Origin of the sequence: Lonepinella sp. MS14436, assembly GCF_042470565.1 — a bacterium.
In the GTDB taxonomy this organism is placed as follows: domain Bacteria; phylum Pseudomonadota; class Gammaproteobacteria; order Enterobacterales; family Pasteurellaceae; genus Lonepinella.
The window spans coordinates 76248-96723 of record NZ_CP170385.1 but is presented as its reverse complement, the minus strand read 5'-3'; the positions used below and the strand labels follow the sequence as shown (position 1 = coordinate 96723).

16 protein-coding genes, 1 rRNA gene and 1 riboswitch are annotated in these 20476 nt (G+C 40.2%); of the genes, 10 read left to right on the top strand and 7 right to left on the bottom strand.

Features of this window, described 5'->3' with window-relative positions; all coding sequences use genetic code 11:
- Nucleotides 1-141: 141 nt before the first annotated feature.
- Nucleotides 142-257: ribosomal RNA gene (gene rrf / locus O1Q81_RS00500) — 5S ribosomal RNA — on the top strand.
- Nucleotides 258-367: 110 nt separating this feature from the next.
- Here the strand turns inward: rrf and carB are convergent.
- The 3 genes from carB to carA are packed head-to-tail and all read right to left on the bottom strand — an operon-like array spanning nucleotide 368 to nucleotide 5380.
- Nucleotides 368-3571: a carbamoyl-phosphate synthase large subunit gene (gene carB, locus O1Q81_RS00495; RefSeq protein ID WP_386697693.1), complete on the bottom strand. Its 3204-nt coding sequence runs from the start codon at nucleotides 3569-3571 to the stop codon at nucleotides 368-370.
- Between the two features lie 18 nt (nucleotides 3572-3589).
- Nucleotides 3590-4246, bottom strand: coding sequence for a Fic family protein (locus tag O1Q81_RS00490; RefSeq protein WP_386695078.1), 657 nt, complete (start codon nucleotides 4244-4246; stop codon nucleotides 3590-3592).
- Nucleotides 4247-4252: 6 nt separating this feature from the next.
- Nucleotides 4253-5380 carry a glutamine-hydrolyzing carbamoyl-phosphate synthase small subunit gene (gene carA, locus O1Q81_RS00485; RefSeq protein ID WP_386697692.1) on the bottom strand — a complete coding sequence of 376 codons (1128 nt, stop codon included), beginning with the start codon at nucleotides 5378-5380 and terminating at the stop codon, nucleotides 4253-4255.
- A gap of 264 nt (nucleotides 5381-5644) precedes the next feature.
- Here carA and O1Q81_RS00480 point away from each other — a divergent pair, with 264 nt between their 5' ends.
- Nucleotides 5645-6409: a VacJ family lipoprotein gene (locus tag O1Q81_RS00480; protein WP_386695075.1), complete on the top strand. Its 765-nt coding sequence runs from the start codon at nucleotides 5645-5647 to the stop codon at nucleotides 6407-6409.
- A gap of 10 nt (nucleotides 6410-6419) precedes the next feature.
- A complete protein-coding gene (locus O1Q81_RS00475; RefSeq protein WP_386688367.1) occupies nucleotides 6420-6914 on the top strand; it encodes a YfbU family protein in 495 nt (164 codons plus the stop codon).
- 97 nt (nucleotides 6915-7011) lie between these two features.
- Here the strand turns inward: O1Q81_RS00475 and O1Q81_RS00470 are convergent, their stop codons facing one another.
- The 3 genes from O1Q81_RS00470 to ribB all read right to left on the bottom strand — a co-directional run bounded on the left by O1Q81_RS00470 (nucleotide 7012) and on the right by ribB (nucleotide 10052).
- Nucleotides 7012-8547 (bottom strand): YifB family Mg chelatase-like AAA ATPase, encoded by a 1536-nt coding sequence (locus O1Q81_RS00470; RefSeq protein WP_386698589.1) that lies wholly within the window; start codon nucleotides 8545-8547, stop codon nucleotides 7012-7014.
- A gap of 96 nt (nucleotides 8548-8643) precedes the next feature.
- Entirely contained in the window at nucleotides 8644-9270 is a 627-nt protein-coding gene (gene yihA / locus O1Q81_RS00465) for a ribosome biogenesis GTP-binding protein YihA/YsxC (protein ID WP_386697690.1), read from the bottom strand.
- Between the two features lie 137 nt (nucleotides 9271-9407).
- Nucleotides 9408-10052, bottom strand: a complete 645-nt coding sequence (gene ribB / locus O1Q81_RS00460) for a 3,4-dihydroxy-2-butanone-4-phosphate synthase (protein ID WP_386697688.1) — start codon at nucleotides 10050-10052, stop codon at nucleotides 9408-9410.
- A gap of 90 nt (nucleotides 10053-10142) precedes the next feature.
- Nucleotides 10143-10278, bottom strand: a riboswitch (FMN riboswitch).
- A 176-nt stretch (nucleotides 10279-10454) separates the two neighbouring features.
- Here ribB and nadR point away from each other — a divergent pair.
- The 6 genes from nadR (at nucleotide 10455) to rpoH (ending at nucleotide 17913) form a co-directional block, all read left to right on the top strand.
- Nucleotides 10455-11741, top strand: coding sequence for a multifunctional transcriptional regulator/nicotinamide-nucleotide adenylyltransferase/ribosylnicotinamide kinase NadR (gene nadR / locus O1Q81_RS00455; protein ID WP_386697686.1), 1287 nt, complete (start codon nucleotides 10455-10457; stop codon nucleotides 11739-11741).
- On the top strand, nucleotides 11741-12424 hold the full coding sequence (locus O1Q81_RS00450) for a metallophosphoesterase (RefSeq protein ID WP_386697684.1): 684 nt from the start codon (nucleotides 11741-11743) through the stop codon (nucleotides 12422-12424). The genes nadR and O1Q81_RS00450 overlap by 1 nt, the downstream gene beginning before the upstream one ends.
- Nucleotides 12425-12688: 264 nt before the next feature.
- Entirely contained in the window at nucleotides 12689-13654 is a 966-nt protein-coding gene (locus O1Q81_RS00445) for a TAXI family TRAP transporter solute-binding subunit (protein ID WP_386688277.1), read from the top strand.
- A gap of 78 nt (nucleotides 13655-13732) precedes the next feature.
- Complete coding sequence (locus tag O1Q81_RS00440; protein ID WP_386697682.1) at nucleotides 13733-16381, top strand: TRAP transporter permease; 2649 nt, start codon at nucleotides 13733-13735, stop codon at nucleotides 16379-16381.
- Between the two features lie 43 nt (nucleotides 16382-16424).
- Complete coding sequence (locus O1Q81_RS00435) at nucleotides 16425-16850, top strand: universal stress protein (protein WP_386688272.1); 426 nt, start codon at nucleotides 16425-16427, stop codon at nucleotides 16848-16850.
- A 217-nt stretch (nucleotides 16851-17067) separates the two neighbouring features.
- On the top strand, nucleotides 17068-17913 hold the full coding sequence (rpoH, locus tag O1Q81_RS00430) for an RNA polymerase sigma factor RpoH (protein ID WP_386695015.1): 846 nt from the start codon (nucleotides 17068-17070) through the stop codon (nucleotides 17911-17913).
- Nucleotides 17914-18013: 100 nt separating this feature from the next.
- Here the strand turns inward: rpoH and melR are convergent, their stop codons facing one another.
- Nucleotides 18014-18937 carry a transcriptional regulator MelR gene (gene melR / locus O1Q81_RS00425; protein ID WP_386688268.1) on the bottom strand — a complete coding sequence of 308 codons (924 nt, stop codon included), beginning with the start codon at nucleotides 18935-18937 and terminating at the stop codon, nucleotides 18014-18016.
- 153 nt (nucleotides 18938-19090) lie between these two features.
- Between melR and O1Q81_RS00420 the strand changes: the two genes are divergently transcribed.
- The gene (locus O1Q81_RS00420; protein ID WP_386697680.1) at nucleotides 19091-20443 is read left to right on the top strand and encodes an alpha-glucosidase/alpha-galactosidase; all 1353 of its coding nucleotides are present in this window, start codon (nucleotides 19091-19093) and stop codon (nucleotides 20441-20443) included.
- Nucleotides 20444-20476 lie beyond the last annotated feature (33 nt).

Sequence of the window (20476 nt, the reverse complement as noted above, 5' to 3'; positions counted from 1 at the left end):
CTCACTAACAGACAAAAAAGAAAATCGAACAGACAGCTTGTTTCAAATTTAAAGAACAAAATACAAAAAGGAAAGAATTAAGTAGGATACAGGATAACACACGGTACTGCCGTCTGAAACCTGTCATCTGACCCCTGATTTCCTGATGGTCATAATGCAGTAGTGCCACCTGACTCCATGCCGAACTCAGAAGTGAAATGCTGTGATGCCGATGGTAGTGTTGGGAATCCCAATGTGAGAGTAGGTCGCCATCAGGTGTTTTATTACAATAACGAACCCCAGTTACGTGAGTAGCTGGGGTTTTATCATTTAATAGGCATAGTAGATAAAAAATATTGCTATTTTCTGTATCAACTATGCCCCATATCTACAAACTCTGATGTAGTGTTTGCACAGAATACACATCACAACCATCTAAACTTTTCACGCCCTCAACTAGGGCTTCTGCCCCTGATAAAGTGGTTTGTAAAAAGACTTTTTGTTGCAATGCACTTTGGCGAATAGAATGGCTATCTGTAATACTTTCTGGGCTGCTGCCAACAGTATTAATAATCATCGCAATCTCACCGTTTTTAATGGCATCCACAATATGCGGACGACCTTCACGCACTTTGTTGACGATTTGAGCGAATACACCGTTTTCTTTTAGGAATTTTGCCGTGCCGATAGTGGCACACAAGCCATAGCCTTGTTCTTGCAAACGATGTGCCACAGGCAACAGGCGGTCTTTGTCTTTGTTATCCACAGAAACAAACACTTTACCTGTTTTTGGAATTCGTTCATTCGCCCCTAATTCTGCTTTCAAGAAAGCTTCAGAGAAGGTTTTGCCCACACCCATAACTTCACCTGTTGAACGCATTTCAGGACCGAGAATGGTGTCCACACCAGGGAATTTAATGAATGGGAACACCGCTTCTTTGACAGAATAATAATCAGGAATCACTTCACCTGCTACGCCTTGTTCCGCAAGAGAAATACCTGCCATCACCCGAGCAGCGATTTTCGCGAGCGATCGCCCTGTGGCTTTGCTCACAAATGGCACGGTGCGGCTGGCTCGTGGATTGACTTCCAACACATAAATCACGTCATTTTGCACTGCAAATTGTACATTCATCAAACCGATGACTTTTAACGCTTGCGCCATTGCTGCCGTTTGACGGCGGATTTCATCTTGAATTGGCTGGCTCAAGGAATATGGCGGTAAAGAACAAGCGGAGTCACCACTGTGGATCCCTGCCTGTTCAATGTGTTGCATAATGCCACCAATCACCACGTCTTTGCCGTCACAAATACAGTCCACGTCCACTTCAATGGCGTTGTTTAAGAAATGGTCAAGCAAAATCGGGCTGTCTTCCGACACTTGCACCGCTTCACGCATATATTTATTGAGTTCATCCACGTTATACACAATCTGCATCGCCCGACCGCCCAACACATAAGACGGACGCACCACCAACGGATAAGCCACTTCGCCCGCCAATTTCACGGCTTCTACGGCATTGCGAGCGGTGCGGTTATTCGGTTGTTTTAAGCCGAGATCGTACAAGATTTTTTGGAAACGTTCACGGTCTTCGGCAGCATCAATGCTATCTGCGGACGTGCCGATAATGTTCACGCCGTTGTCGTGCAAAGCGTTCGCCAATTTCAACGGCGTTTGACCGCCGTAATGTACAATCACGCCGTACGGATTTTCCACGTGGATAATTTCTAACACATCTTCAAGAGTCAACGGCTCAAAATATAAACGATCAGACGTATCAAAATCCGTAGAAACCGTTTCAGGGTTGCAGTTGACCATAATGGTTTCAAAACCGCTTTCACGCAAGGCAAGGGCGGCGTGAACGCAACAGTAGTCAAACTCAATCCCTTGTCCGATACGGTTCGGACCACCGCCTAAAATCATAATTTTTTTACGATCCGTTGGACGGCTTTCGCACTCTTCTTCATAGGTAGAATAGAGATACGCCGTATCCGATTTAAACTCGCCAGCACAGGTATCCACCCGTTTGTAAACAGGGTGCAGATTTAATAAATTGCGTTTATTTCGCACCGCACTTTCGCCCGCTTTGGTGAGCTGACCGATACGTTTATCGGAGAAACCTTTGCGTTTTAAACGGCGAAGTTCAGCGTAATCCAATTCGTCTAGGGTGCGTTTTTCCAACGCCAATTCTTCTTGCACAAGATCTTGAATTTGAATCAAGAACCACGGATCAATCTTGGAATAGTGATGCACTTCTTCTAATGTAAAACCTGCTCCGAATGCATCCGCTACATACAAAATACGGTTCGGACCGGGATTACCCAATTCGCTACGGATTTTTTCAGGTTCTTCAGAAAGCAAATTGAAGCCACAAATACCTGTTTCCAAACCACGCAAGGCTTTTTGCAAACTTTCTTGGAAGGTGCGACCCATTGCCATCACTTCGCCCACGGATTTCATTTGCGTGGTTAAACGATCGTCCGCTTGTGGGAATTTTTCAAAGGCAAAACGAGGCACTTTGGTTACCACATAGTCAATAGACGGCTCAAAAGATGCTGGAATTAAACCGCCTGTAATGTCGTTGCGAAGTTCATTTAAGGTGTAGCCTACCGCCAATTTCGCCGCTACTTTGGCAATCGGGAAACCAGTGGCTTTACTTGCCAACGCAGAAGAACGGCTGACCCGTGGGTTCATTTCAATCACGATCATCTCGCCATTTTCAGGGTTGATGGCAAATTGCACGTTTGAACCGCCCGTGTCCACCCCAATTTCACGCAACACGGCAAGGCTTGCGTTACGCATAATTTGGTATTCTTTATCGGTTAAAGTTTGAGCTGGGGCAACGGTAATACTGTCGCCCGTATGCACGCCCATTGGGTCAAAGTTTTCAATGGAACACACGATAATACAGTTGTCCGCTTTATCACGCACCACTTCCATTTCGTATTCTTTCCAGCCCAATACAGACTGCTCAATCAACAATTCGTGGGTCGGCGACGCATCAAAACCACGCTCACAAATGGCTTGAAATTCATCACGGTTATAAGCAATCCCACCGCCTGAACCGCCCATGGTGAAAGAGGGGCGAATTAAGGTCGGAAAACCTACTTCCGTCTGCGCCGCCCAGGCTTCCTCAAAGCTATGGCAAACAAAGGATTTTGGCGTATTTAAACCAATTTTCGCCATGGCTTCTTTAAAACGCCCACGGTCTTCCGCTTTATCAATGGCATCTTCGGTCGCCCCGATGAGTTCAACGTTATATTTTTTCAACACGCCGTGTTTAGACAAATCCAAGGCACAGTTCAACGCCGTTTGTCCGCCCATGGTCGGCAAAATCGCATCAGGGCGTTCTTTTTCAATAATTTTTTCCACGGTTTGCCATTGAATTGGCTCAATGTAGGTCACATCCGCCATATTCGGGTCAGTCATAATGGTGGCTGGGTTGGAGTTAACCAACACCACTTTATAGCCTTCTTCTCGCAAGGCTTTACAGGCTTGTGCCCCTGAATAGTCAAATTCACAGGCTTGACCGATCACAATCGGACCAGCCCCGATAATTAATATTGTGTTTATGTCGTTACGTTTTGGCATTTTTATTTCCTATCTTCTTTAATCTTTTAAAATCCCATACAAACAATGCTGATACGTCCATTCCATAATCTGCGTATCATCACCACTTTCATAAAATTGAGAAAGCAATTCGTGCCATTGTTCTAGTTGTTGTTCGTTAATGTTTAACACGCCAGCCCCTGCTTGAATCAGCAGATAATTGGCACAAATAATCGCCGTGCGTTTGTTGCCGTCCCAAAATAACTGATTACGCATCATGTAGTACATCAGTTTTAAGGCTTTTTCCGTTGCCGAAAGGGGGGAACGCTGAATTTGCTCAAAGGTTTGTTCAACAGCTTGTTGATTCGGTATCTCTGGCATATAAGCCACACCGCTAATCCCCACATTGCCTGTGCGTAATTCGCCCCACGCCAGCGATTCGTTATAGGCAACAAAGCCATTGATTTTGCAGGCAAACGCCAAATCAAACGGTGAATCCGCTTTCAAGATAAACTGCCACGCATTTTTTAAATTTAAAATCACCTGCACATCATCAGTGGAAACACCGCTAACCGCCATGCCACTCACAATGGTTTGCGTTTGTGGAAAGGTGGTGTTGACGTTTTCTAAGCGTGAAATACTGTGGATCACTTCCACAATATTCTTTTTCGCTAAGAAACGATTTTCTTGCAAGGTTAAATTAAATTTATTTTGCATTGGTTGTTACACTTTCGCTGCTCTTAAGTTATCAATAAATCTGTCAAACAAATACGCCACATCATTCGGACCTGGACTCGCTTCTGGGTGTCCTTGGAAAGAGAATGCCGATTGGTCGGTTAATTCAATCCCTTGCACCGAATTATCAAACAACGAACGATGAGTTACACGAACATTAGCTGGCAAGCTGTGTTCATCCACTTCAAAGCCGTGATTTTGGCTGGTAATCAACACATTGCCACTGTCTAAATCTTGCACTGGGTGGTTGGCTCCATGGTGTCCGAATGGCATTTTTTTGGTTTTTCCGCCAGTAGCTAAACCTAATAATTGATGCCCTAAGCAAATACCGAAAATTGGTTTTTTGCTTTTTAACAAGGTTTGGATTGCTGAAATGGCATAATCACAAGGTTCTGGATCGCCTGGTCCGTTGGAAAGAAAAATACCGTCTGGATTTAAGGCTAACACCTCTTCCGCTGGCGTTTTGGCAGGCACAACCGTAATATTGCAACCCCGTTCAGCCAACATTCTTAAAATATTACGTTTTACGCCGAAATCATAAGCTACGATATTAAATTCAGGATTTTTCGCTTCAACATAGCCTTTACCTAATTGCCATTCACCTTGTGTCCATTGATAGGCTTCGCTTGATGTGACTGCTTGAGCCAAATCTTTGCCTGCCATTGAGCCGAAACTTAAGGCTAATTCTAAGGCTTTCTTCTCATCAACTTCGCCTGTCATAATGCAGCCAGCTTGCGTCCCTTTATCACGCAAAATTCGGGTTAAGCGGCGAGTGTCAATATCGGCAATCGCTACCACATTATTGGATTTTAAATACTCACCTAAACTTTGATTGGCACGGAAATTGCTATGAATTAACGGCAGATCACGAATAATTAAACCAGAGGCAAAAACTTGATGACTTTCTAAATCTTCCGAGTTGCAACCTGTGTTGCCAATATGGGGATAAGTGAGCGTAACGATTTGTTGAAAATAGGAAGGATCAGTTAAAATTTCTTGATAGCCGGTCATGGCGGTATTAAAAACGACTTCGCCGATAGTGTGACCGTCAGCACCGATAGAGGTGCCGTGAAAAACACTACCGTCAGCAAGCACGAGAATGGCTTGTGCGGACATAATTACTCCTGATTGTGTGGTTGAACACTTACAAATATTCATTAACCTAAGATTGCTTACTGCAATCTCGAGATGAATTAATTAAATTCGAGCTATTTTATCAAGCCCAGATCATCTTGTAAAGTTGCAATAATATATATTTATGCAACTAAAATGAATTAATATTCATTTTATGCAAGATTTTATTCCAACTGCGGTAAATTTTTTTGTAGATTTCGCCTAACTCATTTACAATAGGGAAAAATTTATTTGAGAACAAATCAGATGAAAAAAACAGTAATATTATCCACCGCACTTTGTAGTATTGTTTTACTGAGTGGCTGCACGAACACATTAGATCCTGTCACAGGCGAACGTAATGATCCACTGCAAGGTTTTAACCGTACAATGTGGGATTTTAACTATAAAGTGTTAGATCCTTATCTATTAAAACCCGTAGCAAAAGGCTGGAATGCTTTGCCTAGCCCTGTGACTACAGGCATCTCTAATGTCGCCAATAACCTAGATGAACCAGTCAGCTTTGTTAACCGATTATTGGAAGGTGAAGGCAAAAAAGCCATGGTACACTTTAATCGTTTTGTGATTAACTCAACCTTTGGTTTAGGCGGTTTAATTGACTGGGCAAGTTATAGCGATCCTCTTAAAATTGAACATCAACGTACTTTCGGTGATAGTCTTGGCAGTTATGGCGTTGAGCCAGGCACATATATTGTGTTGCCAGTATATAATGCGACTACGCCACGGGAATTAACGAGTTCGGTAGTGGATACCGCTTATACATATCCATTCTGGCACTGGGTTGGTGGGGCGTGGTCCTTAGTGAAAACGGGTGTTCAGGTTGTCGATACTCGAGCCAAAGCTATGGATAAAGAAGCTTTACTCGATCAGGCTCAAGATCCTTATATCACTTTCCGTGAAGCCTATTATCAAAACCTTGAATATAAAGCCACCGATGGCAATGTCAAAATAAAAGAAACAGGATTATCAGAAGATGATCTGAATAGCATTGATGAAATAAAAACTAAATAAGGAATTTATCATGGAAATGACCTCAACCCAACGCTTAATTTTAGCCAACCAATATAAATTAATGGGTTTACTTGAACCAGAAAACAAAGCCAAATATAGCCGTTTAGAAACCATTGTCAAAGGTGGTTTTGCACGTGAATTAAAAGAACTTGATCAAGAATTTAGCAATATTTCATTAGAAGAATGCCAAACCGTACTAGACACACTTGAAATGTATAAAGCCTTACACGTTTCATACAATAATTTAACGGATAAATCCACTGTTACTCCACACCGCTTACAATTTGTGGGCTATTGTGCGGTGCGTGAGAAAAAATATTTAAGCTACTTGCGTTTTATTACGGGTGTGGAAGGCAAATATCAAGAATTTATGCGTTGTGAACATGGCTGTGATTCACAAACCCCAATGTGGGATAAATACATTAAAATGCTTGATGAATGGCGTAACTGCCCACATGGTTATCATTTAAGTATTCAGGAAATTCAGAATATTTTGAATGCGTAAAAATCTTTAAAAAATCACCGCACTTTGCTTAATGAGATTCTAATAAAAGTAAAGTGCGGTTTATTTTTTATCTGTTTTATATCAATATAAACTTTCATTATTCATGTAATTTCAATAATAACCGATCCATAGTACGATACCCCAAGGCTTCGGCTAAATGGGCTTGCGTAATTTGTTCCGACTCTGCCAAATCTGCAATGGTACGAGAAACCTTGAGAATACGATGATAAGCTCGTACTGATAAACCTAGTTTAGTTAGGGCATTTTCCAAAAAAATTGCATCTTTTTCTAATAACGGGCAATAACGTTCAATTTCTTTACTGGTTAAATGAGCATTCACTTTACCCTGTCGAGCGAATTGTCTTTCGCGTACCTTAACAATTTTTAACCGCACTTGTTCGCTGCTTTCACCCCGATCTTCTTGGCTTTGTAATGCACCCTGTGGTAACAATGGGACTTCAATAGATAAATCAAAGCGATCTAAAAAAGGTCCTGATAACCGATTCAAATAACGGATAATTTGTTGTGGTGATGTGCGATTATGAGAACCTTGATAATGTCCTGTTGGACTTGGATTCATAGCAGCAACTAATTGAAATTTAGCGGGAAATTGGATTTTAGCAGTGGCACGAGAGATAACTATTTCACCACTTTCTAAGGGTTGGCGTAAAGCATCTAATACTTTACGTTCAAACTCGGGCAACTCATCAAGAAAAAGAATGCCATTGTGAGCTAATGAAATTTCGCCAGGTTTTGGGATCGATCCCCCTCCCACTAACGCAGGCAAAGATGCACTATGATGTGGGCAACGGAATGGGCGTTTCTTCCAATTCGCAAAATTCAGTTCATTTTGAATCAGGCTAGTCACAGAGGCGGTTTCTATGGCTTCTTGATCACTCATTTCGGGCAAGAGATCGGTTAATCGACTGGCAAGCATGGTTTTGCCAGTCCCTGGGGGACCTAATAAAAGTAAGTTATGTTGCCCAGCAGCGGCAATGGTTAAGGCTCGTTTGGCATGATGTTGCCCGATAATATCGGTTAAATCTTTGCTATTTTGCACCGCACTTTGCTTGGCATTTGACCTAATTTGGTCTGCCATTTGACTAGCCGTTGGCAAATTTAATTGCTTGTCGAGAAACTGCACCACTTCTAACAGTGAATTTGCGTAATAACTGTCGTGTTCTGAGATGAGAGATGCTTCATTGGCATTTTGCGGGGCAATAATCATGGTTCTTTTCGCTTTCTGAGCCGCTAAAATAGCAGGAATAACCCCTTGCACACCACGTAAATTCCCCGTTAATGCCAGTTCCCCAAGAAATTCAAATTGACGTAATTGTTCCGCATTAATTTGCCCTGATGCTGCCAAAATCCCCAACGCTATCGGCAAATCAAAACGTCCCCCCTCTTTAGGTAAATCTGCTGGGGCAAGATTAACGGTAATACGTTTTGGAGGATATTTAAATTGTGCATTAATCAAGGCACTTCTCACGCGATCCTGTGCTTCTTTCACGGTTTTTTCTGGTAATCCTACCAGCACAAAATTTGGTTTACCATTGCTAATATGGACTTCGATGGTCACAAGGGGGGCTTGTACCCCGATAGATGCACGGCTATAAACAATGGCTAACGACATGACTTTTCCTTTTAAATAACAAATCAGAAAAATCATAAAAAAATCCACCGCACTTTACAAAAATGACGGTGTATTTTTGGAATAGAGATCACAAAATTAAGGATTTTCAGTGGCAAAAGTAGGACTAAACCATTCATTTAACTTGGCGGACAAGCGATCTATACCGATTTTATTGAGAGCTGAAAATGGCTCAACTTGAACATCACCCTGAAAGGGTAAAATCGCTTCACGCACCATTTTTACGGTTTTTGATCTGGCACTTTGGCTAAGTTTATCTGCTTTGGTGAGTAATAATAGTACAGGTAATTCTGATGCGACAGCCCATTCAATCATTTGCTGATCTAAATCTTTTAATGGGTGACGAATATCCATTAAAATCACCACGCCTTGCAAACATTCTCGTTTCTGTAAATATTCCGATAAAGACTTTTGCCATTGCAATTTCATCTGTTCAGGGACAGCAGCATAACCATAACCAGGTAAATCCACTAGTTTACATTGCGGTTCCACTTCAAATAAATTAATTAACTGCGTTCGACCAGGGGTTTTTGATGTACGAGCTAAGTTTTTTTGATTGGTTAAGGCATTAAGTGCGGTGGATTTTCCCGCATTTGAACGCCCTGCAAAAGCGATTTCAATTCCCGTCTCTTCGGGGAGTTGCGTAATATTCGCTGCACTGGTGAGAAAGTGGGTTTTATGGTAGTTTAATTTTAATTCAGACATTTGTTTTCTCTTTTTATCTTATTTGAGCTTGAATTTTGATGCTAAGAATACCTGATAATGGAGAAAATAGCACGAAACAGCGTGCTTTTTAATATTAAGGCATAGTGAATACTAAGTTTTACTATGCCTTTTGTTTGTTAACAATGATGTTTATTTCGATATTCAACCAAGTCTTCAATGGTTAGCACAAAATATCCAAATTTCTGAGCAAACTCCACGATTTGTGGGGTTCTTGCCATGGTTCCGTCATCGTTAGTGATTTCACAAATCACGGCAGCGGGTTTATAGCCAGCTAATATGGCTAAATCCACAGATGCTTCGGTATGTCCACGGCGTTTTAATACGCCGCCTTTTACGGCTCTTAATGGAAAAACATGCCCTGGGTGGTGTAAATCGGTTGGTTTTGCGTTATCTGCAATAGCCGCTTTAATGGTGGTGACACGATCTGCCGCAGATACGCCAGTTGATACGCCTTGAGCGGCTTCAATAGTGACAGTGAATGCGGTTCTGTTGACGCTGGTGTTGTCTTGCACCATGGGTGGTAAATTAAGCTGTTGGCAAAGCTCATCCGTGATACATAGACAGACAATACCACTGCCATAGCGAATTAATTTCGCCATTTGTTCAGTGTTAATGGTTTCGGCGGGGAAGATTAAATCACCTTCGTTTTCACGATCTTCATCGTCTAACACTAATACGCCGTTACCTTGTTGAAAGGCTTTCAGTGCGTTGATCACACGTTGTTCGGCAGTGCCAAAGGGGGATAATAATGACTGATTCATAGTAAATTCCTTAAAAAATGCAAATATAAGTTACCAGAATCAGGGCGTAAGAAATGACAAAAACAAGCGAAATTTCGCCTGTGGGTTATCGCTATTTCTCTTTCATCCAGACTATACTGTTGGCTTTGGAATTTCACCAAATCTGCTGACTTCTGGTTTAACTTTAACCAGAACGCTCGCGGGCTGTACCGCCAGTAGGGAATTTCACCCTGCCCTGAGAATGCGAGGTAAGTATAGCACCAGTTGAATTTAATTTCTATTGATAAAAAAGGTTTTTATTCTAAGCAAATATTGCATACAATAGACAAAATTAAATAAATTTAAACCGCAGTTTACGGATTATGTAGCATAATGCTTATATTTTGCATGACAAAAGTGCGGTGATTTTTTAAGGATTTTCTTATGAACGATGACTATTCATATCTGCAACAAAAACGTAAGCAGTTGAGTTTACAAGTGAATGAGCTTTGTGAAAAGGCGAATGTGTCCAGAGCTTATTTTAATCAACTGGTGTCTGGTAAAATTAAAAACCCAAGTGCGGTGAAATTAACCGCTTTACATAAAGCGTTAAATATTACGAATGCTCCCGAGCCAAAACGAGTTGGGGTGATTTTTGGTAAGTTTTATCCTGTACATACTGGGCATATTAATATGATTTTTGAAGCCTTTAGTAAGGTGGATGAACTGCACGTGATAGTATGTAGTGATACGGAACGGGATCTTAAGCTATTTTATGATAGCAAAATGAAACGTATGCCAACGGTGCAAGATCGTTTGCGTTGGATGCAACAAATTTTTAAATATCATAAGGATCAAATTTTTATTCATCATTTGTTAGAAGATGGTATTCCGAGCTATCCAAACGGTTGGCAAGGTTGGTCTGGGGCGGTAAAAGCCTTATTTAAAGAGAAAAATGTCAATCCAACGGTGGTGTTTAGTAGTGAAATTCAGGACAAAGCCCCTTATGAAAAATATCTCAATTTAGAAGTGGCATTAGTCGATCCTGAACGGCGTTTTTTTAACATATCAGCAACCAAAATTCGTAATAATCCGTTCCATTATTGGAAATTTATCCCGAAAGAAGTACGTCCATTTTTCGCTAAAACCATTGCCATTTTAGGTGGTGAAAGTAGCGGTAAAACTGTGTTGGTGAATAAATTGGCGGCGGTGTTTAATACCACATCGGCATGGGAATATGGGCGTGAATTTGTATTTGAGCAACTCGGTGGTGATGAGCAAGCCATGCAATATTCCGATTATCCACAAATGGCATTAGGACATCAACGGTATATTGATTATGCCTTGCGTCATGCACACAAAGTAGCATTTATTGATACGGATTTTATTACCACGCAAGCGTTTTGTATTCAATATGAAGGTAAGGCTCACCCATTTTTAGATTCAATGATTAAGGAATATCCTTTTGATGTTACTATCTTGTTGAATAATAATACAAAATGGGTGGATGATGGATTACGTAGTTTGGGTTCTCATAAAGCACGTCAGCGTTTCCAACAATTACTGAAAAAATTATTAGATAAATATAAAGTGCCTTATATTGAAATTGAATCACCGAGTTATTTAGAACGGTACAATCAGGCAAAAGCTATTGTGGATAAAATTCTCAATGATGAAGAAATTACAGAACTTACTCACGATAACAGTATTTTTACGGAAACAGACGAATAATGATTTTATTTGCAGGCGATCCCCATGGCAGTTATGAGCATTTATATCCTTTTGTACGTGAACGTGCTGATATTAGCTTGATTATTTTGGGGGATTTACAACTGACTAGCCCGAAACCGTTAGATGATTTAGCCCAATATTGTGATATTTGGTTTATTCACGGAAATCACGATAGTAAAATTGTGGCAAATTATGAAGCTATTTGGGGTAGTCATTGGAAAGAGCGGAATTTGCATGCTAGAGTAGTGGAGATTGAGGGTAAACGGATTGCGGGATTAGGGGGCGTTTTTCGTGGACAAATTTGGATGCCACCAAGTAAACCTGTCTTTTTTGATCCTATTCATTATTGCCAATATTGTCAGCCAGAACATTTATGGCGGAATGGTATTCCTTTACGTCATAGGGTTTCTATTTTTCCGTCCGATATTGAAACACTAGAAAGCCAACAAGCGGATATTTTAATTTGTCATGAAGCGCCTAAGCCACACCCATTAGGTTTTCGGGTATTAAATCAGCTGGCAGAAAAAATGGGCGTAACACAATTATACCATGGTCATCATCACGAAAATTTTGATTATAGTAAGTTAAAACGCAAAAATTCATTTCAAACCGTTAATGTGGGTTTTCGAAGTCTTTGTGATCTTAATGGCAATTATTTGTTGAAAGGGGTAGATGATAGGTAATAACCTTATTTCCTATATTATTCAAAAGTGCGGTTTAAAAATTAAGAGTTTTTCGCTGAACCCAGAAATTTTTACCGCATTTTGTTTTTTATTTAATTAGATTTATATTCATAAATAATTTTTTATATACAATATAAAAATATTGATCAGAATGTAAAAAACAGATTGCAACTTATACTAAATTCTAGTATATCTTGACAGGTTCCCTTTATTGGGAATGTAAATACGACAACTTAATGCTTATTTTCTAGGGGAATTATAATTATGAAAAAATTACTAAAACTTTCTCTTATCGCTGGCGTAGCAATGTCAGCTTTTTCCGCTCAAGCCGCAGATGAGCAGTTTATTACTATCGGTACAGGTGGACAAACTGGAGTGTATTATGTGGTTGGTCAGTCGATTTGTCAGTTGGTAAATCGTGATACCGCAAAAACCCATATCAAATGTAATGCTCCATCAACTGGTGCTTCGATTGCTAATTTAAATTCCATTGCAGCAAAAGAAATGGATATGGGGATTGCTCAATCCGACTGGCAATATCACGCCTACAACGGCACAAGTTCTTTTGAAGGCAAAAAAAATGACAAATTACGTGCAGTGTTCTCATTACATGCTGAACCTTTTACTTTAATGGCTCGTGATGATTCAGGCATTAAATCTTTTGATGATTTGAAAGGCAAACGGGTGAACGTGGGCGATCCAGGTTCAGGTACACGTGCAACCATTAACGTAATTATGAAAGAAAAAGGCTGGACGGATAAAGATTTCAAAGTCGCCGCTGAATTAAAACCAGCAGAAATGGCATCATCCATGTGTGATAACAACCTTGATGCGATTACTTATAATGTAGGTCATCCAAATGGAGCGTTAAAAGAAGCGGCTGCTTCTTGTGATGCACATTTAGTCCCTGTAACTGGTCCTGAAATTGATAAATTAGTCGAACAACATTCTTACTATGCCAAAGCAGTGATTCCAGGTGGTTTGTATAAAGGTACGGATAATCCAGTGGATACTTTTGGTTCTTATGCAACCCTAGTCAGTTCTACCGATGTAGATGCGGATAAAGTCTATGCGGTAGTAAAAGCAGTGTTTGATAACTTCGATCGTTTTAAACGTTTACATCCAGCGTTTGCGAACTTAAAAGAAGAAGATATGATTCAAAATGCCTTATCTGCACCGTTGCACGAAGGGGCAGTGCGTTACTATAAAGAACGTGGTTGGTTAAAATAATTTAATCATTCTTTATTTTCCTTACACCCTACACAGCCTGTGTGGGGTGTCTATTTCTTATTATTCGGGTACTTTATTATGTCTGTACAAGAAAAAGTAATTGATTATGATGACTTGCAAGATATGGTGGCATCCAATGATGCAGGGGGGCGGAATCCAAAAGGCTTTGCGAAAAAGCTCATTGTGATCACTGCTATTGTTTGGTCTATTTTCCAACTTTATTATACGTCCCCATTTCCATTCTGGTTACAAGAGCAATTTACCCACGCTGGGATTCCGTTAAATGTGGTGGTGGATGATACCAAAGCACGTTCCTATCATTTGGCGTTTGCTTTATTTCTTGCATTTTTATCTTTCCCTGCCTTTGCTACCTCGCCCAAACATCGGATTCCTATATTGGACTGGTGTTTAGCTATTGCTGGAGCATTCTTAGGGGCATATTATTTATTCTTCTACGAAGGTTTAGTTACCCGATTTGGTGCCCCAAATTTGCAAGATATTATCGCAGGCTGTTGCGGTGTACTGCTACTCTTGGAAGCGACCAGACGCAGTTTAGGTTTGCCGTTGGTGGTGATTGCAGTGGTTTTCTTGCTGTATAATTATTTCGGGCAATTTATGCCAACAGATTGGATTATCAGTCACCGTTCAGGCTCACTCGCTCAAATTATCAACCAACAATGGATCACTACTGAGGGGGTATTTGGTGTTGCACTTGGCGTATCAACGAAATATGTGTTCTTGTTTGTGTTATTCGGAGCATTGTTAGATAAAGCTGGTGCAGGTAACTATTTCATTAAAACCGCCTTTGCTTATTTAGGGCATTTAAACGGTGGACCAGCCAAAGCAGCAGTGGTGTCTTCTGCCTTAACGGGGTTGGTATCAGGATCTTCTATTGCGAACGTAGTGACTACAGGGACATTCACCATTCCGATGATGAAACGGGTTGGCTTTACCCCTGAAAAAGCAGGGGCAGTGGAAACCGCATCTTCAGTCAATGGACAAATTATGCCGCCTGTAATGGGAGCTGCTGCCTTTTTGATGATTGAATACGTCAATATGCCATATAGCGAATTGATTATGCACGCCTTTTTGCCTGCTTTGATTTCCTATATTGCCTTGGTTTATATCGTACATTTAGAAGCCTGTAAAATGGGGCTGAAAGGGCTTGACCGTGTCGACCCTGCTCGTCCATTTTTAATCGTTTTGATCCGCACTTTAGGCTTTTTCTTAACAATGTGCGTGATTTTCTTTGCCTTACATTTTGGCTTAGGTTGGATTAAAACCTTAATACCTGATTATTCTTTCGTGGTGATTGGCACGTTATTGGGCATAATCTATTTAGGCTTAATTCGCCGTGTGGCAAGTTTCCCTGATTTAGAACCTGATGATCCCAATTCAAAAATCGTGAAGTTACCGTCCGCCAAACCGACAGTAAACGCTGGCTTACATTATTTATTGCCAGTGGTGGTATTGATGTGGTGCTTAATGATTGAGCGTTTATCTCCAGGTTTGTCAGCGTTTTGGGCGATTTTGGCGTTAGCATCTATTTTAGTCACCCAACGCCCGTTATTGAGTTGGTTTAGACAGGAAAAAAGCGATAAAAAAGCCCTGCTTAAACAAGGCGTACAGGAACTGATTGATGGTTTAGAAGTTGGGGCGAGAAATATGATCGGTATTGGGATCGCCACAGCGACCGCAGGGATTATCGTGGGCGTGGTGTCCTTGACAGGTTTCGGGGTGCAATTAGCTAGTATCATTGAGTTCTTGTCAATGGGTAACATTTTACTGATGTTAATTTTAGTTGCCATCTTCAGCTTGATTTTAGGAATGGGCTTGCCGACCACAGCAAACTATATCGTGGTGTCATCTTTAATGGCATTGGTGATTGTGGAAGTGGGTAAACAAAATGGCTTAATTGTGCCATTAATCGCAGTACATTTATTCGTATTCTATTTTGGGATTATGGCAGATGTTACCCCCCCTGTTGGCTTGGCATCTTTTGCCGCCGCTGCAATTTCGGGTGGTAGCCCAATTAAAACGGGAGCAACCGCTTTTTATTACAGCTTAAGAACAGCTATTTTGCCATTCTTGTTTATTTTCAATACAGATTTATTGTTGATTGATGTGACTTGGTGGCATGCTGTGCTGATTTTCTGTATGGCGACTATCGGGATTATGCTGTTTACCGCCGCCTCAATGAATTTCTTTATTGTGAAGAATAAAGCATGGGAAACCGCGGTGTTAATTTTAGCAGCTTTTACGTTATTCCGTCCGGGTTTCTTTATGGAATATATTTCACCAACCGCTCGTACGGTTGAACCTGCTCATTTTGTGCAAGAGTTGGAACATACACCCGTAGGGCAAAATATTATGCTCAAAGTGTCGGGCATCAATCCTTACGGTAAAGAAATTCAATTTTACTCTCAACTGGCAGTACCAGCGGGTGAAACAGGCGAAGAGCGGGTGAAAGCCTTAGGCTTAACCCTATTAGATACGGGCGAACAAATTGAGATTAATGGGCAACTTTCGCCAAAAATCTTGATTGATAATGTGGAAATGGATTCACCTGCGGCAAAAGCAGGGTTAAACTGGGATCAAACTATTCTTGAGTTAGATTTACCCGTTCATTCTTTAGCTAAAGAATGGATGTTTATTCCTGCCTTATTGCTTGCGTTCGGCGTGTGGTGGAATCAACGCCGTAGAAAAAATCAGATCGTTAACAACTAAAAATGGCTGGCAATCTCGCCAGCCTAATGTAAAAGGAAATTTTATGTATAACAAACTGCTTATCGCCATTGATTTGAGTAATTTGGCAAGTGCAAAATATGTGGTAGAGAGCTGTTTAAAACTGACAGCCAACAATCCTGATGCAGTGTATCGTGTGGTAACGATTATTGAACCAATGGACGATAGCTTTATTTCCGCTTTTTTACCTAAGAATTTTGATAAATCGGTGGTGGAAGAAGCTAATAAAGCCTTGCATGATTTCACCCAAGCGAATTTTCCTGCTGGGGCAAAAGTGCAACATATTGTGGCTCATGGCACGATTTACGAAGAAATCAATCGCATTGCGGAAGAAAAATCGGTGGATTTGATCGTGATGTTAGCCAGTAGCAAACCGAATGCCGAAGGCTTGAGTGCCAACACGGTTAAAGTAGCTCGCAATACCACGAAACCTGTACTCGTATTAAGATAGGGATAAACCTCCGAATATTGATTTGTTGTGCAAAGTTATTGAAGAAGATTTTATCTATCAATTAAAACCGATTTTGGCGTAAATTTTTTATTTCGACTGGAACTTTTGCTAAAATAGTACAGTCTAATTTAACATAAAATCGAAAGTGATTTTGTTTTTCGGGTTTTTATGTTATAAAATGAAAGTAAGATTTCATCTTGATGAGAGAAGGAAAATAATGAATAAAGAAGCACAAATGATGTTAGTTCCACAAGGTAATCTTGAAGGTTATATTCGAGCAGCCAACGAGTACCCAATGCTCACCGCTGACGAAGAAAAGGAATTGGCGGAACGTTTGTACTACAAAGAAGATTTAGAAGCGGCAAAAGCATTGATTTTGTCACATCTACGCTTTGTGATCCACGTGGCTCGTGGCTATTCAGGCTACGGCTTACCGCAAGCGGACTTGATTCAGGAAGGCAATATCGGCTTAATGAAAGCGGTCAAACGTTTTAACCCAGAAGTGGGTGTGCGATTGGTGTCTTTTGCAGTGCATTGGATCAAAGCGGAAATTCACGAATATGTATTACGCAACTGGCGTATCGTGAAAGTGGCAACCACCAAAGCACAACGTAAATTATTCTTCAATTTACGCAAAACCAAACAGCGTTTGGGCTGGTTCAACGAAAACGAAGTCGATTTAGTCGCCAATGAGCTGGGTGTTTCCAAGCAAGATGTGATTGAAATGGAAAGCCGTATGACGGGAGCGGATGTCGGTTTTGATTTGCCAAATGATGAAAGTGAAGAAGAAACATTTGCTCCGTCAATGTATTTGGAAGATAAAAGCTCAAACTTTGCCGCAGAATTGGAAAATGAAAATTTTGAAAACCAAGCGGTAGATCAATTAACGGTAGCCATGGAAAGTTTGGACGAACGCAGTCAAGACATCATTAAGGCTCGCTGGTTAGATGACAATAAAGCGACATTGCATGATCTGGCAGCAAAATACAATATTTCCGCCGAACGTGTACGTCAGTTGGAAACTAACGCCTTGAAAAAATTGAAAAGTGCGGTGAGTTTTTAGGGAATTTTGTAAACTTAGAAAGACCAACGTTGTTTGGTCTTTTTTGTTTCTATATTCAGTAGTTAGACTAATCATAGCCGATTTAATCCCCCTTAATTAGTCATAACCCTTGAATATGCCAATATTGATTAGAACGACAAAATTTACGGTAATTTTGTGGTGATGTACCGACGTATTTCTGAAAATTATCATAGAACCGACTTACTGCATTAAATCCCGTGGAGAGGGATATATCTAACATTGATTTATTTGTGTCACTTAATAGTGCTTTAGCATGATTTATTCTCATCATGGTGATGTATTGTTTTATGGTAAGTTGCATGGTTTTTTGGAACAGACCCATCGCATAATTGGTATTTAAACCAACCGCAGTAGCAATGTCTGCAGCGGTTAAGGTTTGGTTATAATGGGTAGCAATGTGGTTTAGCATTAGGCTTACATAACTTAATTGATGACGAGAATTATGAGCTTCTGGTTTTAACGGATAGCCTGCCGTAGATAAAGCCTGCCAGCCATCAAGACTAAGGCGTTTAATCATTAATTGGATTTCATCATAGACTACTTGTTGACGACGGTGATCCTGTAATTTAAGTTCTTTCTCCCAACGTTCAATTTCAAATTTACTGACTAAATTGGTATTTTCTGATTGTAAGATCATGCCATGGGTAATTTGGTTAATCAGTTCGCTTGGGAGTGACCAAGCTAAAAAGAGGTGTACTGGAATATCTAATACTGCCATGTCTAAACATTGAGAGCATTCCACCATTCTATGTGGTATAGATGCCCAAAATAGTGCGATACGTCCAGCTTTAATTTTAATATTTTTACCATTAAAAATATATTCAACATTCCCAAAAGGAATATTAATCTCTATATGTCCGTGCCAGTGATGAATTTCCATCACACCTGGTGGATGTTGAAAATCAATATTGAGTGGAGATTGCTTTTGATACAAGGATAATGGGCTAATATCCTCACTTTTTAGTATATCTTCATCTTCAAATTTTTTATTTCGAGTAAACATCTTCATTTTCCCCCGCACTTTGAGCAGAAATTTTGTGATATATATCGTTAAATCTGAGATTTCAGGAATTTTTACCAAATTTATGAGAAGAATTTACCACGTCTCTGTGCCATACTCAAGCTAGGTTAAATAACTTATTATGAGGAGTTTATTATGAGTAGTCCAAAAATTACATTTATCGGTGCTGGCTCGACAGTTTTTGTTAAAAATATTTTAGGTGATGTATTTCATAAACCTGCATTAAAGCAAGCTAGAGTGGCTTTAATGGATATTGATGAGACTCGTTTGCAGGAATCTCATTTCGTTATTGATAAATTAATGAAATCGGTAGGGGCAAACGGCACGATTGAATGTTATACCAATCAAAAGGAAGCCTTACGAGATGCAAATTTTGTTGTTGTAGCTTTCCAAATTGGCGGTTATGAACCTTGTACGGTAACTGATTTTGAAATTTGCAAGAAATATGGTTTGGAACAAACGATTGCCGATACACTTGGTGTTGGCGGCATCATGCGTGCTTTACGTACCGTCCCACATCTTTGGAAAATTTGTGAAGATATGACTGAAGTTTGTCCAAATGCTACGATGCTAAATTATGTTAACCCAATGGCAATGAACTGCTGGGCGATGTTTGAAAAATACCCCCATATTAAACAAGTGGGGCTTTGTCACTCTGTGCAAGGTACTGCAGAAGAATTGGCACGAGATTTAGATTTGGATTACCATGATTTACGTTATGTTTGTGCGGGTATCAATCATATGGCATTTTATCTCAGTATTGAGAAAAAACTTGCAGATGGTAGTTACACCAGTATCTATCCTGATTTACAAGCTGCCTTTGCGAATGGCACCGCTCCAAAACCACGTATGGATAATAATTTACGCTGTAATAATTTAATTCGCTATGAAATGTTGAAAAAATTGGGGTATTTCGTTACTGAATCATCCGAACATTTTAGTGAATATACACCTTATTTTATTAAGCCAAATCGTCCTGATTTAATTGAACGTTACAAAGTACCGCTTGATGAATATCCAAAACGTTGTGTAGAACAAATTGCTAAATGGAAAAGTGATTTGGAAGAATTTAAACAAGCTGACAGGATTTGTGTACCTGAATCTCGAGAATATGCGAGCAATATTATTAATTCGATTTGGACGGGTGATCCAAGTGTCATTTATGGTAATGTGAAAAATGATTATTTAATTGAAAATCTCCCATCAGATTGTTGTGTAGAAGTGGCTTGTTTGGTTGATGCTAACGGTATTCGCCCAACTAAAGTGGGTAAAATTCCAAGTCATTTAGCTGCTTTAATGCAAACTAATATTAATGTACAGCGATTAACTACGGAAGCCTTAATTGAGGAAAATCGAGATCGTATTTATCATGCTGCATTACTTGATCCACATACTGCAGCAGCACTAGGACTAGAAGAAATTTATGCCTTGGTTGATGAGTTGTTAGTGGCTCATAAGGATTGGTTACCTGAATGGATTAACGGTTAATATCTCACATTAGGCATAGTGTTAACTCGCTAT

What these genes read in the sequence shown, in the direction of transcription:
- nadR (WP_386697686.1), top strand. Translation starts at nt 10,455, where the DNA reads ATGAACGATGACTATTCATATCTGCAACAAAAACGTAAGCAGTTGAGT.
- O1Q81_RS00440 (WP_386697682.1), top strand. Translation starts at nt 13,733, where the DNA reads ATGTCTGTACAAGAAAAAGTAATTGATTATGATGACTTGCAAGATATG.
- carB (WP_386697693.1), bottom strand. Translation starts at nt 3,571, where the DNA reads ATGCCAAAACGTAACGACATAAACACAATATTAATTATCGGGGCTGGT.
- yihA (WP_386697690.1), bottom strand. Translation starts at nt 9,270, where the DNA reads ATGTCTGAATTAAAATTAAACTACCATAAAACCCACTTTCTCACCAGT.
- O1Q81_RS00490 (WP_386695078.1), bottom strand. Translation starts at nt 4,246, where the DNA reads ATGCAAAATAAATTTAATTTAACCTTGCAAGAAAATCGTTTCTTAGCG.
- O1Q81_RS00480 (WP_386695075.1), top strand. Translation starts at nt 5,645, where the DNA reads ATGAAAAAAACAGTAATATTATCCACCGCACTTTGTAGTATTGTTTTA.
- O1Q81_RS00445 (WP_386688277.1), top strand. Translation starts at nt 12,689, where the DNA reads ATGAAAAAATTACTAAAACTTTCTCTTATCGCTGGCGTAGCAATGTCA.
- O1Q81_RS00470 (WP_386698589.1), bottom strand. Translation starts at nt 8,547, where the DNA reads ATGTCGTTAGCCATTGTTTATAGCCGTGCATCTATCGGGGTACAAGCC.
- melR (WP_386688268.1), bottom strand. Translation starts at nt 18,937, where the DNA reads ATGTTTACTCGAAATAAAAAATTTGAAGATGAAGATATACTAAAAAGT.
- O1Q81_RS00420 (WP_386697680.1), top strand. Translation starts at nt 19,091, where the DNA reads ATGAGTAGTCCAAAAATTACATTTATCGGTGCTGGCTCGACAGTTTTT.
- rpoH (WP_386695015.1), top strand. Translation starts at nt 17,068, where the DNA reads ATGAATAAAGAAGCACAAATGATGTTAGTTCCACAAGGTAATCTTGAA.
- O1Q81_RS00475 (WP_386688367.1), top strand. Translation starts at nt 6,420, where the DNA reads ATGGAAATGACCTCAACCCAACGCTTAATTTTAGCCAACCAATATAAA.
- O1Q81_RS00450 (WP_386697684.1), top strand. Translation starts at nt 11,741, where the DNA reads ATGATTTTATTTGCAGGCGATCCCCATGGCAGTTATGAGCATTTATAT.
- carA (WP_386697692.1), bottom strand. Translation starts at nt 5,380, where the DNA reads ATGTCCGCACAAGCCATTCTCGTGCTTGCTGACGGTAGTGTTTTTCAC.
- O1Q81_RS00435 (WP_386688272.1), top strand. Translation starts at nt 16,425, where the DNA reads ATGTATAACAAACTGCTTATCGCCATTGATTTGAGTAATTTGGCAAGT.
- ribB (WP_386697688.1), bottom strand. Translation starts at nt 10,052, where the DNA reads ATGAATCAGTCATTATTATCCCCCTTTGGCACTGCCGAACAACGTGTG.